20 protein-coding genes are annotated in these 26142 nt (G+C 68.8%); 17 read left to right on the top strand and 3 right to left on the bottom strand.

Annotated features, from left to right (window positions below; genetic code table 11):
* Nucleotides 1-1572, top strand: a 1572-nt coding sequence (locus BI06_RS18295) for an ABC transporter family substrate-binding protein (RefSeq protein WP_043469167.1), incomplete at its 5' end; no start/stop codon positions are given.
* Here BI06_RS18295 and BI06_RS18290 read toward each other — a convergent pair.
* The gene (locus tag BI06_RS18290; protein ID WP_043469164.1) at nucleotides 1569-2714 is read right to left on the bottom strand and encodes a lipopolysaccharide assembly protein LapB; all 1146 of its coding nucleotides are present in this window, start codon (nucleotides 2712-2714) and stop codon (nucleotides 1569-1571) included. The two genes, BI06_RS18295 and BI06_RS18290, sit on opposite strands and share 4 nt — an antisense overlap.
* A 253-nt stretch (nucleotides 2715-2967) precedes the next feature.
* On the opposite strand from BI06_RS18290, the gene typA reads away from it, so the two are divergent.
* From typA to BI06_RS18210, 16 genes are all read left to right on the top strand, one after another.
* Nucleotides 2968-4836, top strand: a complete 1869-nt coding sequence (typA, locus tag BI06_RS18285) for a translational GTPase TypA (RefSeq protein WP_030397120.1) — start codon at nucleotides 2968-2970, stop codon at nucleotides 4834-4836.
* A gap of 441 nt (nucleotides 4837-5277) precedes the next feature.
* Nucleotides 5278-6912, top strand: a complete 1635-nt coding sequence (locus tag BI06_RS18280; protein ID WP_043469161.1) for an ABC transporter substrate-binding protein — start codon at nucleotides 5278-5280, stop codon at nucleotides 6910-6912.
* A gap of 90 nt (nucleotides 6913-7002) precedes the next feature.
* A complete protein-coding gene (locus tag BI06_RS18275) occupies nucleotides 7003-7947 on the top strand; it encodes an ABC transporter permease (RefSeq protein ID WP_030397121.1) in 945 nt (314 codons plus the stop codon).
* The gene (locus BI06_RS18270; protein WP_030397122.1) at nucleotides 7940-8881 is read left to right on the top strand and encodes an ABC transporter permease; all 942 of its coding nucleotides are present in this window, start codon (nucleotides 7940-7942) and stop codon (nucleotides 8879-8881) included. The genes BI06_RS18275 and BI06_RS18270 overlap by 8 nt, the downstream gene beginning before the upstream one ends.
* 19 nt (nucleotides 8882-8900) lie before the next feature.
* Nucleotides 8901-9950 (top strand): ABC transporter ATP-binding protein, encoded by a 1050-nt coding sequence (locus BI06_RS18265; RefSeq protein ID WP_030397123.1) that lies wholly within the window; start codon nucleotides 8901-8903, stop codon nucleotides 9948-9950.
* The gene (locus BI06_RS18260; protein ID WP_043469158.1) at nucleotides 9943-10959 is read left to right on the top strand and encodes an ABC transporter ATP-binding protein; all 1017 of its coding nucleotides are present in this window, start codon (nucleotides 9943-9945) and stop codon (nucleotides 10957-10959) included. Before BI06_RS18265 ends, BI06_RS18260 begins: the two co-directional genes overlap by 8 nt.
* Nucleotides 10960-11157: 198 nt before the next feature.
* Nucleotides 11158-12783, top strand: a complete 1626-nt coding sequence (locus BI06_RS18255; protein ID WP_030397124.1) for an ABC transporter substrate-binding protein — start codon at nucleotides 11158-11160, stop codon at nucleotides 12781-12783.
* An 85-nt stretch (nucleotides 12784-12868) separates the two neighbouring features.
* The gene (locus tag BI06_RS18250; protein ID WP_030397125.1) at nucleotides 12869-13795 is read left to right on the top strand and encodes an ABC transporter permease; all 927 of its coding nucleotides are present in this window, start codon (nucleotides 12869-12871) and stop codon (nucleotides 13793-13795) included.
* Nucleotides 13796-13871: 76 nt separating this feature from the next.
* Nucleotides 13872-14786, top strand: coding sequence for an ABC transporter permease (locus BI06_RS18245; RefSeq protein ID WP_030397126.1), 915 nt, complete (start codon nucleotides 13872-13874; stop codon nucleotides 14784-14786).
* Nucleotides 14787-14801: 15 nt separating this feature from the next.
* The gene (locus BI06_RS18240; RefSeq protein ID WP_043469153.1) at nucleotides 14802-15854 is read left to right on the top strand and encodes an ABC transporter ATP-binding protein; all 1053 of its coding nucleotides are present in this window, start codon (nucleotides 14802-14804) and stop codon (nucleotides 15852-15854) included.
* On the top strand, nucleotides 15844-16968 hold the full coding sequence (locus BI06_RS18235) for an ABC transporter ATP-binding protein (protein ID WP_051741230.1): 1125 nt from the start codon (nucleotides 15844-15846) through the stop codon (nucleotides 16966-16968). Before BI06_RS18240 ends, BI06_RS18235 begins: the two co-directional genes overlap by 11 nt.
* A 432-nt stretch (nucleotides 16969-17400) precedes the next feature.
* On the top strand, nucleotides 17401-19047 hold the full coding sequence (locus tag BI06_RS18230) for an ABC transporter substrate-binding protein (protein ID WP_051741228.1): 1647 nt from the start codon (nucleotides 17401-17403) through the stop codon (nucleotides 19045-19047).
* A gap of 93 nt (nucleotides 19048-19140) precedes the next feature.
* The gene (locus BI06_RS18225) at nucleotides 19141-20085 is read left to right on the top strand and encodes an ABC transporter permease (RefSeq protein WP_030397128.1); all 945 of its coding nucleotides are present in this window, start codon (nucleotides 19141-19143) and stop codon (nucleotides 20083-20085) included.
* Nucleotides 20078-21061 (top strand): ABC transporter permease, encoded by a 984-nt coding sequence (locus tag BI06_RS18220; protein ID WP_078880495.1) that lies wholly within the window; start codon nucleotides 20078-20080, stop codon nucleotides 21059-21061. Before BI06_RS18225 ends, BI06_RS18220 begins: the two co-directional genes overlap by 8 nt.
* Nucleotides 21062-21076: 15 nt before the next feature.
* On the top strand, nucleotides 21077-22171 hold the full coding sequence (locus BI06_RS18215) for an ABC transporter ATP-binding protein (protein ID WP_199523303.1): 1095 nt from the start codon (nucleotides 21077-21079) through the stop codon (nucleotides 22169-22171).
* Entirely contained in the window at nucleotides 22164-23183 is a 1020-nt protein-coding gene (locus tag BI06_RS18210; protein ID WP_043469151.1) for an ABC transporter ATP-binding protein, read from the top strand. The genes BI06_RS18215 and BI06_RS18210 overlap by 8 nt, the downstream gene beginning before the upstream one ends.
* 94 nt (nucleotides 23184-23277) lie before the next feature.
* On the opposite strand, the gene BI06_RS18205 is transcribed toward BI06_RS18210, so the two are convergent.
* Both BI06_RS18205 and BI06_RS50875 read right to left on the bottom strand, forming a co-directional pair.
* Entirely contained in the window at nucleotides 23278-24996 is a 1719-nt protein-coding gene (locus BI06_RS18205; RefSeq protein WP_030397132.1) for an ABC transporter family substrate-binding protein, read from the bottom strand.
* 114 nt (nucleotides 24997-25110) lie between these two features.
* On the bottom strand, nucleotides 25111-26142 hold a 1032-nt coding region (locus BI06_RS50875; protein ID WP_051741226.1), incomplete at its 5' end, for a peptidoglycan binding domain-containing protein.

Genomic DNA, 26142 nt, shown 5'->3' with positions numbered 1-26142 from the left:
CGCGACGGCGGCGCCCTGCGCTGGGCCGTCGACGCCGTACCGGCCACCCTGAACGTCTACCAGCCCGCCGCCACCGCCGACTCCGCGCTGCTGGCGCACGCCCTCTACCCGGCGCTGTTCCGGCCGGACGCGCACGGCGAGTGGACCCCCGACGAGGACTACCTGACCGCCGCCGAGGCCACCCCGCCCGGACAACTGCCCCAGGTGGTCACCTACCACCTCGCCCCGCGCGCCGTCTGGAGCGACGGCACCCCGATCTCCGCCGCCGACTTCGTCGCCCAGCGGGCCGCGCTCTCCGGCCTGGACCCCGCCTACCGCGCCGTCCGGCCCGCCGGGTACGAGGCCATCGACTCGATCGTCCAGGGCGCCGACCCGCACGAGGTCAAGGTCACCTTCCGGCAGCCCTACGGCGAGTGGCGCGCCCTGTTCGGCCCGCTCTACCCCGCCGCCGAGACCGCCACCGCCGCCGCCTTCGGCCGCCCGCTGCCCGGCGGCACCGCCCACCCGACGGCCGGCCCCTTCCTGGTGTCCGGCTACGACCCGGCCGCCGGCCGGGCCACCCTGGTCCGCAACCCGTACTGGTGGGGCGAGCCGGCCAAGGCCGACCGGATCGACTTCCTGGCCACCCCCGCCGAACGGCGCGGTGCCGAGCTGGCCGAGGGCCGGCTGGACCTCGCCCCGCTGACCACCGCCGTCGACCACGCCGACGGAGACGCCGCCGAGGCGGTCCGCCGCGCCGCGGCCCTGCCCGGCACCGCCCTGCACCGGGCCGCCGGGACCGGCCTCACCCAGTTGACCCTCAACGCCGCCCGCGAACCGCTCACCGACCCGGCGCTGCGCCGTGCCCTGGCCCGCGCCGTCGACCGGCGGCACGCAGCCGAGGCCGCGCTCACCCCGCTCGGCCTGCCCGCCGCACCCCTCGGCCACCACCTGCTGACCGGTGACCAGGCCGGCTACCGGGACAACGCCGACGCGCTGGGCACCGCCGACCCCGGGCGGATGCTGGACGCGGCGGGCTGGCGGCGGCCCGCCGACGGCGGCACCCGGGCCAGGGACGGCCGTCCGCTGACCCTGAGCCTGCTGGTCCCGGCCGGCTCGGCGACCCTCCGGCGGGCGGCCGACGCGGTGGCGGCCGACCTCGGCACGGCCGGGGCGGCCGTCCGGGTGGCCGAGGCCCCGCCGGACGCCTTCGTCCGCGACCACCTGGCCACCGGGGACTTCGACCTCGCCCTGTTCTCCTGGCCGGCCGGCCCCGGCCCGGCCGGCGAGCAGCGGCCCGTCTACGCCAAGCCCCGGCCCGGCCCGGACGGCACCCCGGTGCCCGGCAGCAACTACGCCAGGGCCGGCACGGAGGAGATCGACCGCCTCTTCGACCGCGCCGCCGCCGAGCCCGACCCGGCCGCCCGCCGGGCCCTGCTCCAGGAGACCGATGTGCGGATCTGGCAGCTCGGCCACTCGGTGCCGCTGTTCCAGCGCCCCGAACTGGTGGCCGTCCGCGAGGGCCTCACCGGCGCCGGAGTCTGGGGCTTCACCCACCCGCAACTGCGGGACATCGGCTGGTCGGCGGGCTAAGGGGCCTCGGCCGGCCGGCGGACCTCGACGGGTCGTTCGAGCGCGTGCTCCAGGGCAGTGATCCGGGTGAGGCCGGGACACTCCCGGCGGGCCCGGTCGAGAGCTCTCCCGGCCTGTTCGGGCCTCCCCGCCGCGATCAGGGCCGCAGCCAGTGAACAGCCTGCCTGGGCCCGCCAGAACGGGGAGAGGGAGGCGTCGACCGCGAGGCGGCGGGCCGCACGGACGGCTGTCTCCGGATCGCCGTTGAAGCGGGCGAGGTCGGCAGCCGGCACCAGGGACCGGAGCTTGGCCCGGTCGTCGTCACCGAAGACGTCCAGGGCCGGTGCCAGCAGTGCCCCAGCCCTGGACCGGGGCAGTTCCCCGCTGTCGCTGCGGCAGACGGTCACCATCGCGCTGACGACGTGCGCCTGGAGGGCGGAGCAGCCGTGTGCCGATGCCTTCGCGACGAGCCGGTCGGCGTCGTCGTGGCGGCCCTCGGCGAGCGCGACCCCGGCAGCGGTGAGGTACTCCTCGCCCGTGGAGAGTCGGCCCAGCGCGGCGCGTGCCTGCGGGACCAGGCCCCGGTAGAGCAGTCGTTCGGCCGTGATGCCACGCGGTGACCAGAGGTGGGGCTCCAGCGCGCGGGGGCGGAACGGAAGCACGAGGACGGCCCACGCGGAGTTGACCGGCGACGCCCCCTGGAGCAGCAGGAGGAGGACGAGGGTGGAGAGCAGGCCGAGCCCGACACCCCGGGCCGCCCCGGTGCCGGAGACCGCCAGCCAGACCCCCAGCCCGCAGTGCCCGGCGAGCCAGGCGACCGAGCAGACCCACAGCCGGATCCGAGGGGCCCGGACGGGCGTCAGGCCCCAGGAGATCCGCAGGCCCGTCGTGGGCCGCAGCCCCAGGCAGACCGGGACCCCGGCGACCGTCCCCTGCCACAGCCTCCGCCCGCGCCCGTAGGAGACGAAGAGCAGCCGCGCTCCACAGAGCCGGTGGATGAGCAGGCACCAGAGGTCGGAGAGCGGCTCCTGGCCCAGCAGGGTGCCGAGCAGGAATCCCAGAGCGGTCCACGGCGGGAGGCCGCGGTCGACCATCGCGATCAGGGTGGTGGTGCCGGCGAGGAGGAAGATCCAGGGGAGGGCGAATCGAAGACGGTTGATCACGGCTGAAGCCTGTCCGAGTCCGAACGCGGGGTGAAGGGGAAGTGATCCAGCTGTGATCTTGCTCCCCCGGACGACTCCCGTTTCGGCCGAGCTGGGCGGTTCCCCGTACGATAGGAGGAAGCCGTGGCATGTCCTGCCCGGCGGGTGGACCGGTAGTAGCAGGCGGAACGGGCGGCGGCGATCAACAGGGATCGCCGGTCGGCGTCACGCAGCCGGGCGCCGTAACCCACGATTCCGGGAGAATCCGCTCAGCATGCCCACGCGCAATGACATCCGCAACGTTGCCATCGTCGCTCACGTCGACCACGGCAAGACCACTCTGGTCGACGCCATGCTGAAGCAGGCCGGCGCCTTCGCCGCCCACCAGCACCTCGATGACCGGATGATGGACTCCAACGATCTGGAGCGCGAGAAGGGCATCACCATTCTCGCGAAGAACACCGCCGTCAAGTACCACCCCAAGGAGGGTGGCGCGCCGATCACGATCAACATCATCGACACCCCCGGCCACGCCGACTTCGGTGGTGAGGTCGAGCGCGGCCTGTCGATGGTCGACGCGGTCGTGCTGCTCGTCGACGCCTCCGAGGGCCCGCTGCCGCAGACCCGCTTCGTGCTCCGCAAGGCGCTGACGGCCAAGCTGCCGGTCATCCTCTGCATCAACAAGACCGACCGCCCGGACTCCCGGATCGACGAGGTCATCAACGAGACCTACGACCTCTTCCTGGACCTCGACGCCACCGAGGACCAGATCGAGTTCCCGATCGTCTACGCCTGTGCGCGTGACGGCGTCGCCTCGATGACCAAGCCGGAGAACGGCACCGTGCCGGCCGACAGCGACTCGCTGGAGCCGTTCTTCTCGACCATCCTGCAGCACGTGCCGGCCCCGATCTACGACGAGGACGCCCCGCTCCAGGCGCACGTCACCAACCTGGACGCCGACAACTTCCTCGGCCGCATCGCGCTCTGCCGCGTCGAGCAGGGCGAGCTGCGCAAGGGCCAGCAGGTCGCGTGGATGAAGCGGGACGGCTCGGTCCAGCAGGTCAAGATCACCGAGCTGCTGATGACCGAGGCGCTCACCCGCAAGCCGGCCGAGGTGGCCGGCCCCGGCGACATCTGTGCCGTCGCGGGCATCCCGGAGATCATGATCGGCGAGACCCTGGCCGACCTGGAGAACCCGGTCGCGCTGCCGCTCATCACGGTGGACGAGCCGGCCATCTCGATGGTCATCGGCACCAACACCTCGCCGCTGGTCGGCAAGGGCGGCAAGGGCCACAAGGTCACCGCCCGCATGGTGAAGGACCGCCTGGACCGCGAGCTGATCGGTAACGTCTCGCTCCGCGTGCTGCCGACCGAGCGTCCGGACGCCTGGGAGGTCCAGGGCCGTGGCGAGCTGGCGCTGGCCATCCTGGTCGAGACCATGCGCCGGGAGCTCTTCGAGCTGACCGTCGGCAAGCCGCAGGTCGTCACCAAGGTCATCAACGGCAAGACCCACGAGCCGGTCGAGCGGATGACCATCGACAGCCCCGAGGAGTACCTCGGCGCCATCACCCAGCTGATGGCGACCCGCAAGGGCCGTATGGAGACCATGACGAACCACGGCTCCGGCTGGGTCCGCATGGAGTTCATCGTCCCGTCGCGCGGCCTGATCGGCTTCCGGACCCAGTTCCTGACCGACACCCGCGGCACCGGCATCGCGCACAGCATCTTCGAGGGCCACGAGCCGTGGTTCGGCGAGCTGCGGATGCGCAACAACGGTTCGCTGGTGGCGGACCGCGCGGGCGTCGTGACGCCGTTCGCGATGATGGGCATCCAGGAGCGCGGCACGCTCTTCGTCGAGCCCACCACCGAGGTGTACGAGGGCATGATCGTCGGCGAGAACTCGCGTCAGGACGACATGGACATCAACATCACCAAGGAGAAGAAGCTCACCAACATGCGTGCCGCTTCCTCCGACACCACCGAGAACCTGGTGCCGCCGCGCAAGCTCTCGCTGGAGCAGTCGCTGGAGTTCTGCCGCGAGGACGAGTGCATCGAGGTGACCCCGGAGACCGTGCGTATCCGTAAGGTCGTCCTGGACCAGAAGGAGCGCGGGCGTACCGCTTCGCGCGCCAAGAAGGCCTGATTCCGGCCTTCTGAGCTTCTCCGGCCGTGCTTCGGCCGGAAACCGTCGCCCCCCTTTCCGATGGAGAGGGGGGCGAACTTTTTCAACAACTCGACGGTGCCGGCGCAGGTATAAACCGAATAGCGCTTACCACGTCAAGGTGTCCGCTGAGCGAACGTGACAGTCCGTCATTCATGACGACTGTCCGTTTGATGCCTGTCTGAGTATGTCTCTTATGTCCGATTTTCGAAACTTACCGACCGTTCATGTGACCTAATTGAGATCGGCAGTGGTCACTTTCGTGTCCATGGGTGACACATAGTGGGTGCAGTCAGGCTCGGGTCAAGGGTTAACGCGCAGGGGTGCGCGCCGAAACCACGAGCGCGGACGGCACGGCGGAGCGGTGACAACCGGCCGCGGTGCTCTCCTCGTTGGAAAGTCGAATTCAGGAGGCATCCCCCCATGCGTGGTGCAACCCAGACCAAGTGGCTCGTGGCAGCGACCGCGATCGCTCTCGCGGCGACCGCCTGCAGCACCAGCTCGAAGAGCACCGACAAGGCTGCCTCCGGCGGCGGCACCATCGCCGTCCAGCTCGGTGAGCCGCAGCACGGTCTGATCCCGCAGAACACCGCGGAGTCCGAGGGTGCCGAGGTGCTCGGCGCACTGTTCGCCGGCCTGATCGAGTACGACACCAAGACCAACGAGCCGAAGCTCCGCGTCGCCGAGTCGATCGAGTCTCCCGACAGCAAGCTGTGGACGATCAAGCTGAAGGACGGCTACACCTTCCACAACGGTGAGAAGGTCACCGCGCAGTCCTTCGTCGACGCGTGGAACTGGGGCGCCAACCAGGACAACGCGGCCGAGGGCCTGCCGTTCTTCGCCAAGATCGAGGGCTCCGAGGAGCTGTCCCCGGGCAAGGACAAGAAGCCGACCACCGACAAGCTCAAGGGCCTGACGGTCGTCGACGACAAGACCTTCACCGTCGCGCTGAGCGCCCCGTTCTCCCAGTTCAAGACCATGCTGGGCTACAACGCGTTCTACCCGCTGCCGAAGGCCTTCTTCCAGGACAAGAAGACCTTCGAAGAGGCCCCCATCGGCAACGGCCCGTTCCAGATGGACGGCAAGTGGGAGCACAACCAGCAGATCAAGGTCAAGCGCTACGACAACTTCCCGGCCTCTGACGGCAAGGCGAAGCTGCAGGGCGTCACCTTCAAGATCTACGACAAGCTGGAGACGGCGTACAACGACCTGCGCGCCGACAACATCCAGGCGACCGACAAGCTCCCGATCTCGGCCATGGGCACGGTCAAGGGCGAGTTCGGCGACCGCTACATCTACAAGCCGGAGTCCGGCGTCGGCTACATCGGCTTCCCGATCGCCACCAACCCGGCGACCTACGGCAAGCCGGAGGTCCGCAAGGCGATCTCGATGGCGATCGACCGCGAGGCGATCACCAAGACGATCTTCTCGGGCACCCGCGTCCCGGCCGACGACTTCGTCAACCCGCTGATCCCGGGCTACCGCAAGGGCGCCATGGGCGACGCGGCGAAGTACGACCCGACCAAGGCCAAGGCGCTCTGGGACTCCGTCGGTGGCGTCCCGAACAACACCATCGAGCTGGGTTACAACGCCGATGGTGGCCACAAGGAGTGGATCGAGGCCGTCGCCAACCAGCTGAAGAAGAACCTGGGCGTCGAGGTCACCACCAAGCCGTTCGAGAAGTTCGGCAAGATCCTGGACGCGCTGGGCGCCAAGCAGTACTCCGGTGCCTTCCGCATGGCGTGGTCGATGGACTACCCGTCGATCGAGAACTACGAGCGTCCGATCTTCTCGAAGGTCGCGATCGAGAACGGCTCGAACTACGGCGGCTACGTCAACGAGAAGTTCGAGGCGCTGCTGGACCAGGCCGACCAGGCGAAGAGCCCGGAGGAGGGCCTGAAGCTGTACCAGCAGGCCGATGACGTCCTCATCGAGGACCTGCCGTACATCCCGGTCTACACCTACATGTCGTCCGCGGCGTACAGCAAGAAGATCAAGAACTTCGACACCGACGCCCAGGGTCGTATGAACCTGGACGAGGTCGAGCTCGCCGGCTGATCCGGTTAATCAGACGAACGGGGGCGGGCGGACCGGACTACAGTCCGGGTCCTCCCGCCTCCCTTCCTTGTCCGAAAGTGTGGAGGTCTGATGGGCCGCTATGTGATCCGCCGACTGATACAGGCGATCCCTGTTCTGATCGGTGCGACGTTCCTGATCTACTGGCTGTGCTTCAGCCTGCCTGGTGACCCGGTACAGGCGTTGGCCGGCGAGAAGAAGGCCGACCCGATCGTGGCGGAGATGATCCGCCAGAAGTACCACCTGAACGACCCGTTCCTGCTCCAGTACTGGAACTACATCACGGGCGTCTTCCAGGGGAACCTGGGTGAGAGCCTGACCGGTCGCCAGGTGAGCGACATGATCAGCGAGGCGTTCCCGTTCACCGTCAACCTCGCCATCGTGGCTTTTGTCATCGAGGCGATCATCGGTGTGCTGGCGGGCGTCATGGCGGCCCTGCGCAAGGGCAAGTTCCTGGACCAGCTGGTCCTCATCAGCACGCTGTTCGTGATCTCGATCCCGGTCTTCGTCACCGGCTTCGTGCTCCAGCTCGTCCTCGGCGTCAAGTTGAAGAACGACTACGGCATCGAGATCTTCTCCGTCTCGTTCAATGAGGAAGACGGGCTGCGGGGCTACCTGCTGCCGGCCTTCGTGCTGGCCTCGACCTCACTCGCGTACGTCGCCCGACTGACCCGCACCAGCCTGATGGAGACCATGCGCGCGGACTACGTCCGCACCGCGGTCGCCAAGGGTCTGAAGAAGCGCCGGGTCATCGGTCGGCACGCCCTGCGCAACGCCCTGATCCCGATCGTCACCTTCCTCGGTGCCGACCTCGGCGGTCTGATGGGCGGCGCGGTCATCACCGAGAAGATCTTCAACATTCACGGCATCGGCGGTCTGCTCGCCCAGGCCGTGTACCAGAAGCAGGGCACCATCATCGTCGGCGTCGTCACGCTGCTGGTGATGATCTACCTGATCACCACCCTGCTCGTGGACATGCTGTACGCCGTGCTCGACCCGAGGATCCGCTATGAGTGACACGATCACCAAGGGTGCCGAGGCCCCCTCCGGGGACAACACCCCCAAGGTCTCGACGGAGAAGAAGCAGAAGCCGGAGCGCGTCGCCAGCCTCTGGTCGGACGCTCTGCGCGACCTGCGCCGCAACCCGATCTTCATCATCGGTGCCGCGCTGGTGTCGTTCCTGATCATCCTGGCCGTCGTGCCGGGCTGGTTCACGGACGGGAGCCCGTTCGACAACAACGCGTGCGACCTGGCCGACTCGCTGAAGCGCCCGAGCGCCGAGCACTGGTTCGGCTTCGACGTCCAGGGCTGCGACATCTACACCCGCACGGTGTGGGGTGCCCGCAACTCGATCATCGTCGGTGTCCTGACGACCTCGATGGTCACCCTGGTCGGTGCCCTCCTCGGCCTGCTGGCCGGCTGGAAGGGCGGGATCGTCGACTCGATCCTGTCCCGCTTCACCGAGATCTTCTTCTCGATCCCGCTGCTGCTCGGCGGCATGCTGATCATGTCGATGCTCGGCAAGGGCAACGCCTGGACCGTCTCGGTCGTCATGACCGTGCTCGGCTGGCCGCAGATCTTCCGCATCATGCGCGCCTCGGTGCTGGCCAACAAGAACAACGACTACGTGATGGCCGCCCGCGCCCTCGGCGCCGGCGCCGGCCGGATCACCTTCCGGCACATCCTGCCGAACGCCATCGCGCCGGTGATCGTCGTGTCCGCGATCTCGCTGGGTGTCTACATCGGCGCCGAGGCCGCCCTGTCCTACCTGGGCATCGGCGTCCAGCCCCCGGAGATCTCCTGGGGCCTGATGATCAGTGACGCGTCGGTCCGCTTCCTCGACGCGCCGCACGTCCTGCTCTTCCCGTCGGCCGTACTGAGCGTCACCGTACTGGCCTTCATCATGCTCGGCGACGCGGTCCGCGACGCCCTCGACCCGAAGCTCCGCTGAGAGAAGAGGTGACGACCCGATGACCACCGTGATCGAGAAGAACCAGAAGAACGGCCGCCTGGAGGTTGGCACCCCGCTGCTGGAGGTCAAGGACCTCCACGTGGAGTTCCACACTCGGGACGGCGTCGCCAAGGCCGTGAACGGAGTCAACTACTCCGTCGCCGCCGGTGAGACGCTGGCCGTGCTCGGCGAGTCGGGCTCCGGCAAGTCGGTGACCGCCCAGACCATCATGGGCATCCTCGACATGCCGCCGGGCAAGATCAGCCAGGGCCAGATCCTCTTCCGCGGGCAGGACATGCTCGCGATGAGCGAGGAGGACCGCCGGCAGATCCGCGGCCAGAAGATCGCGATGATCTTCCAGGACGCGCTCTCCTCGCTGAACCCGGTGATGACCGTCGGCGCCCAGCTCGGCGAGATGTTCCGGGTGCACCGCGGCTCCTCCAAGAAGGAGGCGCGGGAGAAGGCCATCGAGCTGATGGAGCGGGTGCGCATCCCCGCCGCCAGGCAGCGTGTGGGTGACTACCCGCACCAGTTCTCCGGCGGTATGCGCCAGCGCATCATGATCGCCATGGCGCTCTCCATGGAGCCGGACCTGATCATCGCGGACGAGCCCACCACCGCCCTGGACGTCACCGTCCAGGCCCAGGTGATGGACCTCCTCGCGGAGCTGCAGGCCGAGTACAACATGGGTCTGATCCTGATCACCCACGACCTCGGCGTGGTCGCCGACGTCGCGGACAAGATCGCCGTGATGTACGCCGGCCGGATCGTGGAGACCGCCCCGGTGCACGAGCTGTACGCCAACCCGGCGCACCCGTACACCAAGGGCCTGCTCCGCTCGATCCCGCGCCTGGACCAGAAGGGCCAGGAGCTGTACGCGATCAAGGGCCTGCCCCCGAACCTGCTCAAGGTCCCGGCCGGCTGCGCGTTCAACCCCCGCTGTGACGTCGCCACCGACCTGTGCCGCACGGAGATCCCCAAGCTGCACCAGGTGAGCGACAAGGACGGCAAGGAGCTCACGGGCCGCCGCAGCGCGTGCCACCTCTGGAAGGAGACCCTCCATGGCTGAGCCCATCCTGGAGGTCAAGGACCTGGTCAAGCACTACCCGCTGACCCAGGGCATCCTGTTCAAGAAGCAGGTCGGCGCCGTCAAGGCCGTCGACGGCGTCTCCTTCGAGCTGGCGAAGGGCGAGACGCTCGGTATCGTCGGCGAGTCCGGCTGTGGCAAGTCCACGCTGGCCAAGGTGCTGATGAACCTGGAGCGGGCCACCTCCGGCCAGGTCCTGTTCAAGGGCGAGGACATCTCCAAGCTGTCCGGCGCCGGCCTCAAGGCCGTCCGCCGGAACATCCAGATGGTGTTCCAGGACCCGTACACCTCGCTGAACCCGCGCATGACGGTCGGCGACATCATCGGCGAGCCCTTCGAGATCCACCCCGAGGTGGCGCCCAAGGGCGACCGCCGCAAGGCGGTCCAGGACCTGCTCGACGTCGTCGGTCTGAACCCGGAGTACATCAACCGGTACCCGCACCAGTTCTCCGGCGGTCAGCGCCAGCGCATCGGCATCGCCCGCGGCCTGGCCCTCAAGCCCGAGATCATCATCTGCGACGAGCCGGTCTCGGCGCTGGACGTCTCGGTCCAGGCCCAGGTGATCAACCTGCTGGAGCAGCTGCAGAACGACTTCGAGCTCTCCTACATGTTCATCGCCCACGACCTCTCCATCGTCCGGCACATCTCCGACCGCGTCGGCGTGATGTACCTCGGCAAGATGGTCGAGATCGGCACGGACGAGGAGATCTACGAGAACGCCACCCATCCGTACACCCAGGCGCTGCTGTCCGCGGTGCCGGTGCCGGACCCGGCGGCCCGTGAGTCCCGCGACCGGATCATCCTGACCGGTGACATCCCGTCGCCGGCCAACCCGCCGTCCGGCTGCCGCTTCCGCACCCGCTGCTGGAAGGCGGAGGAGCGCTGCTCGACCGAGGTCCCGCTGCTGGCGGTGCCCGAGGTGCTGAGCGGTGCGGCCAAGCACGAGTCGGCGTGCCACTTCGCCGCCGTCCGGGAGCCGGCCGCGGCCTGAGCCCGCGTCCGACCCCGCCCGGAGGGGCCCGTAGCCGTTCGCGGCACGGGCCCCTCCGGCGTTTCCCGGCCCGGGCCGGACGGGGCGTCAACCGGGCGCGGCGGTCGTGCACCCGTCCGGGGGTACCCGACTCGCGCCGCCGCGGTGCCGCGCTTCTCATGGGGTGTGATGCGTCACACACCTTGAGGAGGGACCTCCATGCCCGTGGCCACCCGTGCTCGATGGGTCCTCGCCGCAGCGACGTCCGTGGCCCTGGTGGCCAGCGGCTGCAGCAGCAGTGGCGGGGGCGGCAGCAGCGGTTCGTCGGACAGCGCCAAGACCTTCAGTTACCAGAGCAGCGAGCCGCAGAATCCGCTGCAGCCGGCCAACGCCAACGAGACCGGCGGCGGGCGCATCATCCAGAACCTCTTCAAGGGGCTGGTCGACTACGACCCCTCGAACGCGAAGATCCGGATGCAGGTCGCGGACAAGATCGACACCAGTGACTCGCAGACCTTCAACATCACGCTGAAGGACGGCTGGACGTTCCACGACGGCACCCCGGTGCACGCCAAGAACTTCGTGGACGCCTGGAACTGGGCCGCGACCACCGCCAACAACCAGATCAACAGCTCCTGGTTCTCCGACATCGAGGGCTACCAGGACGTCCACCCGGCGAGCGGCCAGCCGGCCACCAACAAGATGTCCGGGCTCACCGTCGTCGACGACCTGCACTTCACCGTCAAGCTGAGCGGCAAGGTCTCGTACTTCGAGTACAAGCTCGGCTACATCGCCTTCTCCCCGCTGCCGGACGCCTTCTTCAACGACCCGGCCGGGTACGGGCAGAAGCCGGTCGGCAACGGCCCCTACCAGTTCGTCAGCTGGGACCACAACCAGCAGCTGACCACCAAGGCCTACGCGAACTACCAAGGCGTGGACAAGCCGAAGAACGGCGGCGTCGTCTTCAAGATGTACAGCACCGCCGAGGCCGCCTACGCCGACCTCCAGTCGAACAACCTGGACGTGATGGACCAGGTGCCGCCCTCCGCCCTGGCCACCTACAAGACCGACCTGGGCGACCGGGCCATCGACTCGCCCCAGGGTGCCATCCAGAACATCGGCTTCACGCTCTACCAGGCGGACTGGGCCGCCCCGGACAAGGCGAAGGTCCGTCAGGGCCTGTCGATGGCGATCGACCGCGACACCATCACCAAGACGGTGCTCCAGGGCTCGCGCAAGCCGGCCACCGCCTGGGTGGCCGAGGGCGTCGAGGGCTACAAGGACGGCCAGTGCGGCCAGTTCTGCACGTTCAACGCGGCCCAGGCCAAGCAGCTGGTCACCGAGGGCGGCGGCGTCCCCGGCAACCGGCTGACCATCACCTACAACGCCGACGGCGGCCACAAGGAGTGGGTCGACGCGGTCTGCAACTCGATCCGGCAGAGCACCGGCGTGGACTGCGTGGGCGACCCCAGGCCCGACTTCAAGACCGCCCGCGCGGCGATCACCGGGCACCAGATCAACGGCGCCTTCCGCACCGGCTGGGTCCAGGACTACCCGCTGAACGCCAACTTCCTGGCCGACGTCTACCGCACCGGCGCCGCGTCCAACGACTTCGGCTACAGCAACCCGCAGTTCGACCAGCTCTCCACCCAGGCCGACCAGGCCGCCAGCGTGGCCGACTCGGTGACCGGCTACCAGCAGGCCGAGGCCGTGCTGGCCAGTGGCATGCCGGCCATCCCGCTCTGGTACTACCGCACCAACTCGGGCTACTCCACCAAGGTCCAGAACGTGAAGTTCGACTCCTTCGGCAACCCGGCCTGGACCCAGGTCGAGGTCAAGGGCTGACGAGCTCCCCCGCGCAGGCCCCGCCCTTCCCGCACGGAGGGCGGGGCCCCGGGCACTCGATCACATCCCTAGGAAGGAGGCTCGAATGGGCAGTTATGTGCTGCGGCGGGTGCTGCAGATGATCCCGGTGTTCTTCGGCACCACGCTGCTGATCTTCCTGATGGTCTACACGCTGCCGGGCGACCCGGTCTCGGCGCTGTTCGGGGACAAGGCCGCGGACCCCGCCGTGGTGGCCAGCATCAAGCACAAGTACTACCTGGACCAGCCGATCTGGAAGCAGTACCTGCACTACATGGGGAACCTCTTCCAGGGGGACTTCGGCACCAGCTTCACCGGCCGCCCGGTCAGCGACATCATGGCGGACGCCTTCCCGGTCACCATCCGGCTGGCCCTGATGGCCTTCGCCTTCGAGCTGGTCTTCGGTCTGCTGCTCGGCCTGGTCTCCGGCCTCAAGCGCGGCAGCATCCAGGACACCCTGGTGCTGGTGCTCACCCTGCTGGTGATCTCCATCCCGGTCTTCGTGCTGGCCTACATCGCCCAGACGGTCTTCGCCACCAATCTGGGCTGGGTCACCCCGACGGTGCAGAACTCCAAGGACCTCTCGCAGCTGATCCTCCCCGCCGTCGTGCTGGGCTCGCTCTCGCTCGCGTTCGTCGCCCGGCTCACCCGGACCTCGATCGGGGAGAACCTGCGGGCCGACTACATGCGCACGGCGGTCGCCAAGGGCCTGCCCCGGCGCACCATCGTCACCCGTCACCTGCTGCGCAACTCGCTGATCCCGGTGGTCACCTTCCTCGGCACCGACCTCGGCGCACTGATGGGCGGCGCGATCGTGACCGAGGGGATCTTCAACGTGCAGGGCATCGGCAACGTCCTGTACCGGGCGATCAACCAGAAGGAGGGGCCCACCGTGGTCGGCATCGTCACCGTGCTGGTGATCGTCTACCTGGTGGCCTCCCTCGTCGTCGACCTGCTCTACGCGGTCCTGGACCCGAGGATCCGCTATGCCTGACATCCACGACGAGAGTTCCTTCGAGCGGCACCCGAAGCCGGGGGTGGACCACCTGGACTACGCCGGTGAGCAGGGCATGGCGGTCGAGCAGGAGACCCTGGTCGAGCCGGACCCGGAGAAGCGGGAAGAGGCCCGCAGCCTCTGGGGCGACGCCTGGCGGGACCTCCGGCGGCGCCCGATCTTCCTGATCTCGGCGGTGCTGATCCTGCTGCTGATCGTGATGGCGATCTTCCCCGGGGCGTTCACCGACGCCGACCCGCGCAAGGCCGACCTGGTGAACGACTACCTGAAGCGGCCGGACTGGACGGACTTCTTCGGCGCGGGCTGGTTCGGCTACGACGGCCAGGGCCGCTCGATCTACGCCCGGGTCGTCTACGGCGCCCGGGCCTCGATCACCGTCGGCATCTTCGTGACCGCCATCGTCACCCTGCTCGGCGGGCTGTGCGGCATGGTGGCCGGCTACTTCGGCGGCCCGGTGGACGCGCTGCTCTCCCGGATCATCGACATCTTCTTCGGCATCCCGCTGCTGCTCGGCGCGCTGGTCCTGCTGAACGCCTTCTCCACCCGCACGGTGTGGACCGTGGTCGTCGCGCTCGGTGTGCTGGGCTGGACCCAGATCGCCCGGGTCATGCGCGGCGCGGTGCTGACCGTCAAACAGGCCGACTACGTGATGGCCGGGAGGGCGCTCGGCGCCGGCACCGGACGGCTGATGTTCCGGCACATCCTGCCGAACGCGGTCGCCCCGGTGATCGTGGTGGCGACCATCGCGCTCGGCGGCTACATCGCCACCGAGGCGACGCTGAGCTTCCTCGGCATCGGCCTGCAGGACCCGACCATCTCCTGGGGCATCGACATCTCCTCGGCCCAGAAGGTGATCCGGACGGCGCCCTACGTGCTCTTCTTCCCGGCCGCGGCGCTCTCCATCACCGTCCTGGCCTTCATCATGCTGGGCGACGCGGTGCGCGACGCCCTCGACCCGAAGCTTCGCTGAGCGAGGGGACGCATCGTGACCACAGCAGTCGACACCGGCACCTCCCGCCGGGAGGCACCGTACGAGGGCCCGTTGCTCGACGTCCGCGACCTGCATGTCGAGTTCGTCACCCGGGACGGCGTGGCCAAGGCCGTGAACGGGGTGAGCTACTCGGTGGCGGCGGGGGAGACGCTGGCGGTGCTCGGCGAGTCCGGTTCGGGCAAGTCGGTGACCGCGCAGGCGATCATGGGCATCCTGGACATGCCGCCGGCCCGGATCCCCCGCGGCGAGATCCGCTTCCGCGGCGAGGACATGCTGGGGATGGACAAGGAGCGGCGGCGCCGGATCCGCGGGCAGAAGATCGCGATGATCTTCCAGGACGCGCTGTCCTCGCTCAACCCGGTGCTGACCGTGGGCTTCCAGCTCGGCGAGATGTTCCGCGCCCACCACAAGAGCTCGCGCAAGGAGGCCAAGGAGAAGGCCGTCGAGCTGATGGAGCGGGTGCGCATCCCGGCCGCCAAGGACCGGGTCAACGACTATCCGCACCAGTTCTCCGGCGGTATGCGCCAGCGCATCATGATCGCGATGGCGCTGGCGCTGGAGCCGGACCTGATCATCGCGGACGAGCCCACCACCGCCCTGGACGTCACTGTCCAGGCCCAGGTGATGGACCTGCTCGCGGAGCTCCAGGCCGAGTTCCACATGGGGCTGATCCTGATCACCCACGACCTGGGCGTGGTCGCGGACGTCGCCGACAAGATCGCGGTGATGTACGCCGGTCGGATCGTGGAGACGGCGCCCGTGCACGAGCTGTACGCGCGCCCGGCGCATCCGTACACCCGGGGACTGCTGGACTCGATCCCGCGCCTGGACCAGAAGGGCCAGGAGCTGTACGCGATCAAGGGCCTGCCGCCCAACCTGCTGCGGATCCCGCCGGGCTGTGCCTTCAATCCGCGCTGTCCGCGGGCCCAGGCGGTCTGCCGGCAGGAGGTGCCGGAGCTGTTCCCGGTCACCGAGGACGACGGCACCGAGCTGGCCGGGCGGGGCAGCGCCTGCTTCTTCTGGAAGGAGACCCTCCATGACCGTTGACGGGGCCGGCGCACTCGACGACGGGGCCGGCGCACTCGACTCGCCGGCGGAGGCCGCCTTCGCCCAGGAGGTGGCGAGCGGCGAGCCGATCCTCGAGGTCCGCGATCTGATCAAGCACTTCCCGCTCACCAAGGGCATTCTGTTCAAGAAGCAGATCGGCGCGGTGAAGGCGGTCGACGGGGTCTCCTTCGACCTCATGCAGGGCGAGACGCTGGGTATCGTCGGCGAGTCCGGCTGTGGCAAGTCCACGCTGGCCAAGGTGCTGATGAACCTGGAGCCGGCCACCGGCGGCTCGGTGAAGTACAAGGGCGAGGAGATCTCCAAGCTGTCCGGCGCTGGCCTCAAGGCCGTGCGCCGGAACATCCAGATGGTGTTCCAGGACCCGTACACCTCGCTGAACCCGCGCATGACGGTCGGCGACATCATCGGCGAGCCCTTCGAGATCCACCCCGAGGTGGCGCCCAAGGGCGACCGCCGCAAGGCGGTCCAGGACCTGCTCGACGTCGTCGGTCTGAACCCGGAGTACATCAACCGGTACCCGCACCAGTTCTCCGGCGGTCAGCGCCAGCGCATCGGCATCGCCCGCGGCCTGGCCCTCAAGCCCGAGATCATCATCTGCGACGAGCCGGTCTCGGCGCTGGACGTCTCGGTCCAGGCCCAGGTGATCAACCTGCTGGAGCAGCTCCAGGGGGAGTTCAACCTCTCCTACATGTTCATCGCCCACGACCTCTCGATCGTCCGGCACATCTCCGACCGGGTCGGGGTGATGTACCTCGGCAAGATGGTCGAGATCGGCAGTGACCTGGAGATCTACGACCACGCCACCCATCCGTACACCCAGGCGCTGCTGTCCGCGGTGCCGGTGCCGGACCCGGCGGCGCGCGAGGTCCGGGACCGGATCGTGCTGACGGGGGACGTGCCCTCGCCGGCCAACCCGCCGTCCGGCTGCCGCTTCCGCACCCGCTGCTGGCTGGCCCAGGAGCGGTGCGCGACGGAGGTGCCGCTGCTGGCGGTGCCGTCGACGCTGTCCGGGCTCGCCGCGCACGAGTCGGCCTGCCACTTCGCGGCCGAGCGCGGGGGGACGGCCCCGAGCGAGCGGTCGGAAAGCGGTTGACAGCGGCCCCCTGCCCCGTCGACCGAGCGCGTCCTCCTTCTGGAGGGCGCGCTCCCTTTTTGTCCACCCGCCGACCTGCGGGAATTCCGGCGGATGCCGACGGGTGATCATCGAAATTGATCATTACGCTTCGTAAATATTCGAATACCGGTGTTATCGGTTCGCTATTCGGAAAGCGGAACCGACGACTCCGCGCGCGATATGGCGGAATTTGCCGAGTATTGTCATGGCTTGATCCCGGCCTGTAATTGAAAAGAGATGTGACGGCGATTCCACCGAAGGGGTCGGGTGATCGATAGTTGCTCTGCGCGTATCAGTGGTCACCTCGCCGGCTGTGCGGATCGGCCCTGAGATGTCGACCCCCGCCGTGCGCGGCACACCGACTGGCGGGGCGCCGTTCGTTCCCAAGCCCCTAAAACGAGGAGCAGTTGAATGAGGCTCACCAAGACGATGCGCTGGACCGCGCTGGCCGCGTGCACCGCGCTCGCGATCTCCGCGTGCACCACCGGCAGCGGCAAGAAGGCCTCGGACGGGGCGAACGCGTCGGGCAAGAAGGGCGGCTCGATCAGCATCGAGTCGGGTGAGCCGCAGCACGGTCTGATCCCGCAGAACACTGCGGAGTCCGAGGGTGCCCAGGTGCTGGCGCAGGTCTTCGCCGGCCTGGTCGAGTACGACCGCAAGACGAACGAGCCGGGCCTGCGGGTCGCGGAGTCGATCGACACCCCCGACAGCAAGGTCTGGACGATCAAGCTGAAGGACGGCTACACCTTCCACAACGGTGAGAAGGTCACCGCGCAGTCCTTCGTCGACGCGTGGAACTGGGGCGCCAACCAGGACAACGCGGCCGAGGGCCTGCCGTTCTTCTCCAAGATCGAGGGCTCCGAGGAACTGTCCCCGGGCAAGGACAAGAAGCCGACCACCGACAAGCTCAAGGGCCTGAAGGTGATCGACGACAAGACCTTCACCGTCACGCTGAGCGCCCCGTTCTCGCAGTTCAAGGTCATGCTGGGTTACACCGCGTTCTACCCGCTGCCGAAGGCCTTCTTCCAGGACAAGAAGGCTTTCGAGGAGTCCCCGATCGGCAACGGCCCGTTCCAGATGGACGGGAAGTGGGAGCACAACCAGCAGATCAAGGTCAAGCGCTACGAGAACTTCCCGGAGACGGACGGAAAGGCCAAGCTGGATTCCGTCACGTTCAAGATTTACGACAAGCTGGAAACAGCGTACAACGACCTCCGGGCCAACAACATCCAGATCACCAACAAGCTCCCGATCTCGGCGATGGCGACCGTCGCCCAGGAATTCGGTGACCGTTACATCTACAAGCCGGAGTCCGGCGTCGGCTTCATCGGTTTCCCGATCGCGACCAACCCGGTCGCGTACGGCAAGCCGGAGGTCCGCAAGGCGATCTCGATGGCGATCGACCGCGAGGCGATCACCAAGACCATCTTCTCGGGCACCCGCGTCCCGGCCGACGACTTCATCAGCCCGATCATCCCGGGCTACCGCAAGGGCGCCATGGGCGACGCGGCGAAGTACGACCCGGCCAAGGCCAAGGCGCTCTGGGACTCGGTCGGCGGCGTCCCGAACAACACCATCGAGCTGGGTTACAACGCCGACGGCGGCCACAAGGAGTGGATGGAGGCGGTCGGCAACCAGCTGAAGAAGAACCTGGGCGTCGAGGTCACCTTCAAGCCGTTCGAGAAGTTCGGCAAGATCCTGGACGCGCTGGGCGCCAAGCAGTACTCCGGCGCCTTCCGGATGGCCTGGCAGATGGACTACCCGTCCATGGAGAACTACCTGCGGCCGATCTTCTCCAAGGTCGCGATCGAGAACGGCTCCAACTACGGCGGCTACGTCAACGAGCAGTTCGAGGCGCTGCTGGACCAGGCCGACCAGGCGAAGTCGGTGGAGGACGGCCAGAAGCTGTACCAGCAGGCCGACGACATCCTGATCAAGGAACTGCCGTACATCCCGGTCTACACCTACATGACCTCGGCGGCCTACACCAAGACCGTCAAGAACGTGGTCGTGGACGCCCAGAACCGCATCGACCTCGCCAACGTCGAGCTGGCCTGACCTCCGTCCAGTCCGAACGGCACGCCGGCGCGGGCGGCACGGGCAACCCCCGTGCCGCCCGGCACCGGCGTGCCCCGATCATGAGGAGACCGCATGGGCCGCTATGTGGTCCGCCGGATCATCCAGGCCATACCTGTGATCCTCGGCGCGACGTTCCTGATCTACGCACTGGTCTTCCTGCTTCCTGGTGACCCCATCGCGGCACTGGCCGGTGAGAAGAGGCAGGACCCCGCCGTCGTGGCCGTCCTGCGGGACCGGTACCACCTCGACGACCCGTTCTTCGTGCAGTACTGGGACTACCTGACCGGCCTGTTCAAGGGCGACTTCGGCGAGGACTACCGGGGCAACCAGGTGGTCGACGTGATGCAGCGGGCCTTCCCGTACACCATCAACCTGGCGTTCGTCGCCCTGGCCATCGAGATGGCGGTGGGTGTCACCGCCGGTGTGGTCGCCGCCCTGCGGCGCGGCAAGTTCATCGACAACGTGGTGCTGATCTCGACCCTCATGGTCATCTCGATCCCGGTCTTCGTGATCGGCTTCGTGCTCCAGCTGGTCATCGGGGTGAAGCTCAACACCGATTACGGCATCGACTTCTTCCCGGTCTCCTTCAACGAGGAGGCCGGTTTCCGTTCGTACCTGCTGCCCGGCTACGTCCTGGCCTCGACGTCACTGGCGTACGTCGCCCGGCTCACCAGGACCAGCCTGATCGAGGTCATGCGGGCCGACTACGTCCGGACGGCGGTGGCCAAGGGGCTCAGCCCGCTGCGGGTGGTGGTCCGGCACGGTCTGCGCAACGCGCTGATCCCGATCGTCACCTTCCTGGGCATGGACCTCGGCGGCCTGATGGGCGGCGCGGTCATCACCGAGGGCATCTTCAACATCCCCGGCGTCGGACACCAGCTCTTCCAGTCCGTCTACCTGCGGGAACGCACCATCGTCGTGGGCATCGTGAGCGCCCTGGTGATGGTCTACCTGTTCGCCAACCTGGTGGTCGACCTGCTGTACGCCGTCCTGGACCCGAGGATCCGCTATGAGTGAGCCGACGAAGAGCGAGAACACGGGCGCGGCGATCCCGGGGCAGTCCGGCTCCGGTCCGGCCGCGGGCGGTCCGGCCGCCGCGACCGCCAAGGGCTCCGGCGCGCCGGACGCCGGGGGCGAACGGGTCGCAAGTCTCTGGACCGACGCCTGGACGGACCTGCGGCGCAGCCCGCTGTTCCTGATCGGTGGGTTCCTGGTGCTGTTCATGGTCGTCCTCGCGATCGCCCCGCAGCTGTTCACCGACGGGGACCCGCGCGCCGGCGGCTTCTGCAACCTGGCCGACTCGCTGAAGCGGCCCAGTGGTTCGCACTGGTTCGGCTTCGACGTCCAGGGCTGCGACATCTACACCCGCACCATCTGGGGCGCCCGCAACTCCATCATCGTCGGCATGGTGACCACCACGCTGGTGGTCCTGGTCGGCGGCAGCCTCGGCCTGTGGGCCGGCTGGATCGGCGGGATCGGGGACAGCGTGCTCTCCCGGGTCACCGAGATCTTCTTCGCGATCCCGCTGCTGCTCGGCGGCATGCTGATCATGTCCACCTGGGGCGAGGGCAACGCCTGGACCGTCTCCGCGGTGATGGCCGTGCTCGGCTGGCCGCAGATCTACCGGCTGATGCGCTCGGCGGTACTGGCCAACAAGCACAACGACTACGTGGTGGCCGCCCGGGCGCTCGGGGCGGGCACCGGCCGGATCGTCGGCCGGCACATCCTGCCGAACGCCGTCGCCCCGGTGATCGTGGTCTCCACGATCAACCTGGGTGTGTACATCGGCGCCGAGGCCGCGCTGTCCTACCTGGGCATCGGCATCCAGTCCCCGGCGATCTCCTGGGGCCTGATGATCAGTGACGCCCAGGCCCGCTTCCTGAACGCCCCGCACGTGCTGCTGTTCCCGGCCGCGGTGCTGAGCGTCACCGTCCTGGCCTTCATCATGCTCGGCGACGCGGTGCGCGACGCCCTCGACCCGAAGCTGCGCTGAGGAGGGCCGCGGACCATGACTGACATGACGAAACCGGCGAGGGACGGCGCCGGGCCGGGCCCGGACGCGGTGCAGGTGATCGGAGGGGGCCGGGAGAGCCTGGTGCCCGGCACGCCCCTGCTGGAGGTCGACGACCTGCACATCGAGTTCCACACCCGGGACGGCGTGGCCAAGGCCGTCAACGGGGTGAGCTACTCGGTGGCGGCGGGGGAGACGCTGGCGGTGCTCGGCGAGTCCGGTTCGGGCAAGTCGGTGACCGCGCAGGCGATCATGGGCATCCTCGACATGCCGCCGGGAAAGATCACCAAGGGCTCGATCCGGTTCCGGGGCGAGGACCTGCTCACCATGAGCCCCAAGGCGCGGCGGGCGGTGCGGGGGCGGAAGATCGCGATGATCTTCCAGGACGCGCTGTCCTCGCTCAACCCGGTGCTCAGCGTCGGCTACCAGCTCGGCGAGATGTTCCGGGTGCACCAGGGCGCCGGTCGCAAGGAGGCCAAGGAGAAGGCCGTCGAGCTGATGGAGCGGGTGCGCATCCCCGCCGCCAGGCAGCGCGTCGGCGACTATCCGCACCAGTTCTCCGGCGGTATGCGCCAGCGCATCATGATCGCGATGGCGCTGGCTCTGGAGCCGGACCTGATCATCGCGGACGAGCCCACCACCGCCCTGGACGTCACCGTCCAGGCCCAGGTGATGGACCTGCTGGCCGAGCTCCAGGCCGAGTTCAACATGGGTCTGATCCTGATCACCCACGACCTCGGCGTGGTCGCCGACGTCGCGGACAAGATCGCGGTGATGTACGCCGGCCGGATCGTGGAGACCGCCCCGGTGCACGAGCTGTACGCCCGCCCGGCGCACCCGTACACCAAGGGCCTGCTCAACTCGATCCCCCGGCTGGACCAGAAGGGCCAGAACCTCTACGCGATCCAGGGCCTGCCGCCGAGCCTGCTGCGGATCCCGTCGGGGTGCGCGTTCAACCCGCGCTGCGACCGGGTCCAGGACGTCTGCCACACCGAACTCCCGCGCCTGGTCCCGGTGCTGGACGCCGAGGGGGCCGATCTGCCGGGCCGCCGCAGCGCCTGCCACTTCTGGAAGGAGACCCTCCATGGCTGAGCCCATCCTGGAGGTCAAGGACCTGGTCAAGCACTACCCGCTGACCCAGGGCATCGTCCTCAAGAAGCAGGTCGGCGCGGTGCGGGCGGTGGACGGCGTCTCCTTCTCGCTGACCAAGGGCGAGACGCTGGGCATCGTCGGCGAGTCCGGCTGCGGCAAGTCCACGCTGGCCAAGGTCCTGATGAACCTGGAGAAGGCGACCTCGGGCCAGGTGCTGTTCAAGGGCGAGGACATCACCCGGCTCTCCGGGTCCGGGCTGAAGGCGGTGCGCCGGAACATCCAGATGGTGTTCCAGGACCCGTACACCTCGCTGAACCCGCGGATGACCGTCGGCGACATCATCGGGGAGCCCTTCGAGATCCACCCGGAGGTGGCGCCCAAGGGCGACCGCCGCCGGGCGGTCCAGGACCTGCTGGACGTGGTGGGTCTGAACCCGGAGTACATCAACCGGTACCCGCACCAGTTCTCCGGCGGTCAGCGCCAGCGCATCGGCATCGCCCGCGGCCTGGCGCTCAAGCCGGAGCTGATCATCTGCGACGAGCCGGTCTCGGCGCTGGACGTCTCGGTCCAGGCCCAGGTGATCAACCTGCTGGAGCAGCTGCAGAACGAGTTCCGGCTGTCGTACATGTTCATCGCGCACGACCTCTCGATCGTCCGGCACATCTCCGACCGGGTCGGGGTGATGTACCTCGGCAAGATGGTCGAGATCGGCACGGAGGAGCAGATCTACTCCCACCCGACCCATCCGTACACCCAGGCGCTGCTGTCCGCGGTGCCGGTGCCCGACCCGACCGGGCGCGAGCACCGCGAGCGGATCCTGCTCAGCGGTGACATCCCCTCGCCGGCCAACCCGCCGTCCGGCTGCCGCTTCCGCACCCGCTGCTGGAAGGCGGAGGAGCGCTGCTCGACCGAGGTCCCGCTGCTGGCCGTGCCGTCGACGCTGCGCGGGCCGGCCGCGCACGAGTCGGCGTGCCACTTCGCGGAGGTTCGGGACGTGATCGGTTCGGGCTGACCGCGTCCGGCACCGCACCCGGGGCCCCGGAGTCCGTCGCGACTCCGGGGCCCTTCCGGCTGCCGGGCCCAGGAATTGCCGGACGGCCCCTGGGTCACTTCTGGAAGCCGACGTTCTCCCAGACGATGTCGGACAGGCCCTGGGCGCCGATGTTGGCGAGGTCGGCGCGGCTCCCGTACAGCTGCGGGCGCTGGTAGAGCGGCAGCACCCCGGCCACCTTCCACAGCTCGGCGTCGGCCTGGTTGATGGCCTCGAAGGCGCCGGCCGCGTCGCCCGCGGCGGAGGCCCGGTCGAGTGCGGCGTCGACGGCGGGACTGCCGGACTGGGAGTGGTTGGTGCCCCCGTTCTGGACGAAGTTGGCCCGGTTGCCGCTGGCCGGGAACGGCGTGCCGAGCAGCGAGTAGGCGGCGATGTCGAAGTCCCGCCGGTTGACGTACTTGTCGAAGTACTCGTTGGGGTTGGCGGTGACCGTGGTGACCTTCACCCCGACGTCCTTGAGCATGCCGGTGGCGACGGCGGCCTCGTTCTGGGCCTGGGTGACCCCGGCCGGGATGACCAGCCGCAGATTGAGCTCCTTGCCGTCCTTGCGGCGGACGTCGCCGTCGAGCTTCCAGCCGGCCGCGTCCAGCTTGCGGACCGCCTCGGCCGGGTCGTAGCGGCTGAGGCCGAGGGAGTTGTCCCGGTAGGCGTTCTGGTTGGCCACCAGCAGGTGGTTGTTGAGGGTGACGGTGGGCCAGTCGAGCCCGGCCAGGTCGGAGCGGGCGATGACGTCCCGGTTGATCGCCTGGAACAGGGCCTGGCGGACGGACGGGTCGGTGAGCGCGGGGCTGCGCCCGTTCAGGGTGAACTGGCGGAAGTCGGGCCCGCCGGCCCGGCGGACGGCGGCACCGGGGGTGCTGCGGATCAGCTGGTAGCCGGCCACGTCCGGGCCGTTGTTGAACAGGTCGATCTCGCCCTTGTTGAAGGCGGCGGCCATCGTGTTGGGCAGCATCGCGCGGAAGACGATCCGGTCCAGCAGCGGCTTGTCGCCCCACCAGGCCGGGTCGGCGACCAGGGTGACGGTCTGCGCCGCCCGGTCCATCCGCTCCACCTTGAACGGGCCCGCGGTGACCGGGATGGCGTCCAGGTAGGAGGTGTTGAAGAGCTCGGGGGTGGAGATCCGGCTCGCGGGCAGCAGCGGGGCGTTGGCGGCCCCGTTGAACATCGACTGCCACTCGGAGAACGGCCGCTCGAAGGTCATCACGGCCTGGAAGTCGTCCTTGCCGCGCTCGACCGCCGAGACCAGCTCGAAGCCGGTGCTGCTGGCCGACCGGTAGGCCGGGTCCTTGCCGTTCAGCGCCCGCCAGTTGGCCTCGATGTCGCGCCAGGTGATCGGGGCGCCGTCGGACCAGCGGGCCTTCGGGTTGAGCGTCCAGACCACCACCTGCCGACCGTCCCGCTGCTCGCTGCGGGCGTCCTGGAGGTAGGCCGGGTTGGGGGTCTGGGTGCCGGCCGCGTCGGAGCGGAAGAAGGTCGGCAGCAGCGGCTTGGTGACGGCGATGGTGGAGGACTCGCCGCCGTCGGTCTGGACCGGCGACCACTGGGTGGAGTACTGGGCCACCGCGACCCGCAGGGTGCCGCCCTGGCGCAGCTCGGCGCGCTCGTGCGGATTGATGTCGACGGCGGTGAGCTTGGGCGTCTCGACCGAGCTCGGGAGGGCCCGGGCGTCGGAACCGGGGCCGTTGCCGGGGCCGCAGGAACAGAGCGTCAGCGACAGCGAGACGGCGGTGAGACCGGCGAGCAGGGCCGTGCGGTGGTACAGGGGGCGGCCCATGGTGGTTCTCCCGGGACGGATGCGGCGGACGAGGACGTCACATCTTGCTGACCGGGGAGCGGAGTTGTCGAGGGGCGGGCCCGGATCCGGACCCGCCCCCCGGTAACGGTTCGATCAGACCGGGAACTTGAAGGTCCGGTCCCTGTCGCCGCTCTTGTCGAACAGCGCGGTCACCTGGTCCGCGACGTCCTGCGGGGTGATCGGGACGAGTTGGCCGTTCTTCTTCGTCTTCACCTTGTCGAAGGCACCGGCGAGCTGGCGGTTCAGCGCGTCGAGGTCCCACTTCGGCACGAGCTTGCCGTTGGCGTCCGGGACGAGGGTGAGCGCCGCGGCCGCGGTCTTCGGGCCGAAGTCGAACCTCTTGGTGCCGGCCATGATGTGGATCTGGCCGTTCGTCACCGACTTGCCGAGGGTGTCCGCCGCGCCCTGGAGGGCCTGCGGGGAGGTCTTCGGCTGGGCGGCCGTGACGGCCAGGGCGACGGGCTGCTCCGACTTGCCCGCGGCGCGGTCGCGGTAGGCCGTGTCGACCAGGTCGACGGCGGCGGCGGAGTCCACGGCCTGGCCGGCCTTGCCCGGGACGACGACGGCGTCGCCGTTCTCGGCGAACTTGACGTAGCCCTCCTGGAGCCCCTGGCCGGAGCCGCCGGCCAGCGCCTCCAACGCGGACTTGAGCTTCGCCCGGTCGACCTTGACCTCCGGCGGGACGGCCTTCTCGTTGCCCTTGAGCGACTTGAGGACGTCCACCGGGTTGTAGGAGTGCTGGGTGAGCCGGTCCACGGTGGCCGTGGTGTCGAAGGCCAGTCCGGCGGCGGTCGGGTCGAGGTCCACGGTCTGCTCGCCGACCTTCAGCTTGACCGGCTGCTGGCCGGCCTTGCCGACGCTCTCGTCGAGCTGGTGGATGGCCTGGTCGCGGTTGCTGCCGCCGATGTCGGTGCCGAGCACCACGGTGCCCTTGGGGATGTCGGACTGGTTCAGCATCAGCCCGGTGCCGTAGGCGGCGGCGCCGAGGAAGGCCACGCCGACGACCGCGTAGGTGGTCAGCTTGACCAGCTTCTTGGCGGCGCTCGGCCGGGGCTTGGCGGCCGCGGCGGGCTTGGCGGCCGGCGCGGGCTTCGGGGCGGACGGGCCGTCCGCCGCCGGTGCGGC

This window comes from Kitasatospora sp. MBT66 (genome assembly GCF_000710405.2).
Classification (GTDB): domain Bacteria; phylum Actinomycetota; class Actinomycetes; order Streptomycetales; family Streptomycetaceae; genus Kitasatospora; species Kitasatospora purpeofusca.
This window is presented reverse-complemented; position numbering and strand designations above follow the sequence as displayed.

Excerpts from the sequence above, each read along its gene's own strand:
- BI06_RS18210 (WP_043469151.1), top strand. The coding sequence starts at position 22,164 with ATGGCTGAGCCCATCCTGGAGGTCAAGGACCTGGTCAAGCACTACCCG.
- BI06_RS18260 (WP_043469158.1), top strand. The coding sequence starts at position 9,943 with ATGGCTGAGCCCATCCTGGAGGTCAAGGACCTGGTCAAGCACTACCCG.
- BI06_RS18270 (WP_030397122.1), top strand. The coding sequence starts at position 7,940 with ATGAGTGACACGATCACCAAGGGTGCCGAGGCCCCCTCCGGGGACAAC.
- BI06_RS18230 (WP_051741228.1), top strand. The coding sequence starts at position 17,401 with ATGAGGCTCACCAAGACGATGCGCTGGACCGCGCTGGCCGCGTGCACC.
- BI06_RS18245 (WP_030397126.1), top strand. The coding sequence starts at position 13,872 with ATGGCGGTCGAGCAGGAGACCCTGGTCGAGCCGGACCCGGAGAAGCGG.
- BI06_RS18280 (WP_043469161.1), top strand. The coding sequence starts at position 5,278 with ATGCGTGGTGCAACCCAGACCAAGTGGCTCGTGGCAGCGACCGCGATC.
- BI06_RS18215 (WP_199523303.1), top strand. The coding sequence starts at position 21,077 with ATGACTGACATGACGAAACCGGCGAGGGACGGCGCCGGGCCGGGCCCG.
- BI06_RS18250 (WP_030397125.1), top strand. The coding sequence starts at position 12,869 with ATGGGCAGTTATGTGCTGCGGCGGGTGCTGCAGATGATCCCGGTGTTC.
- BI06_RS18225 (WP_030397128.1), top strand. The coding sequence starts at position 19,141 with ATGGGCCGCTATGTGGTCCGCCGGATCATCCAGGCCATACCTGTGATC.
- BI06_RS18235 (WP_051741230.1), top strand. The coding sequence starts at position 15,844 with ATGACCGTTGACGGGGCCGGCGCACTCGACGACGGGGCCGGCGCACTC.
- BI06_RS18275 (WP_030397121.1), top strand. The coding sequence starts at position 7,003 with ATGGGCCGCTATGTGATCCGCCGACTGATACAGGCGATCCCTGTTCTG.
- typA (WP_030397120.1), top strand. The coding sequence starts at position 2,968 with ATGCCCACGCGCAATGACATCCGCAACGTTGCCATCGTCGCTCACGTC.
- BI06_RS18205 (WP_030397132.1), bottom strand. The coding sequence starts at position 24,996 with ATGGGCCGCCCCCTGTACCACCGCACGGCCCTGCTCGCCGGTCTCACC.
- BI06_RS18255 (WP_030397124.1), top strand. The coding sequence starts at position 11,158 with ATGCCCGTGGCCACCCGTGCTCGATGGGTCCTCGCCGCAGCGACGTCC.
- BI06_RS18220 (WP_078880495.1), top strand. The coding sequence starts at position 20,078 with ATGAGTGAGCCGACGAAGAGCGAGAACACGGGCGCGGCGATCCCGGGG.
- BI06_RS18265 (WP_030397123.1), top strand. The coding sequence starts at position 8,901 with ATGACCACCGTGATCGAGAAGAACCAGAAGAACGGCCGCCTGGAGGTT.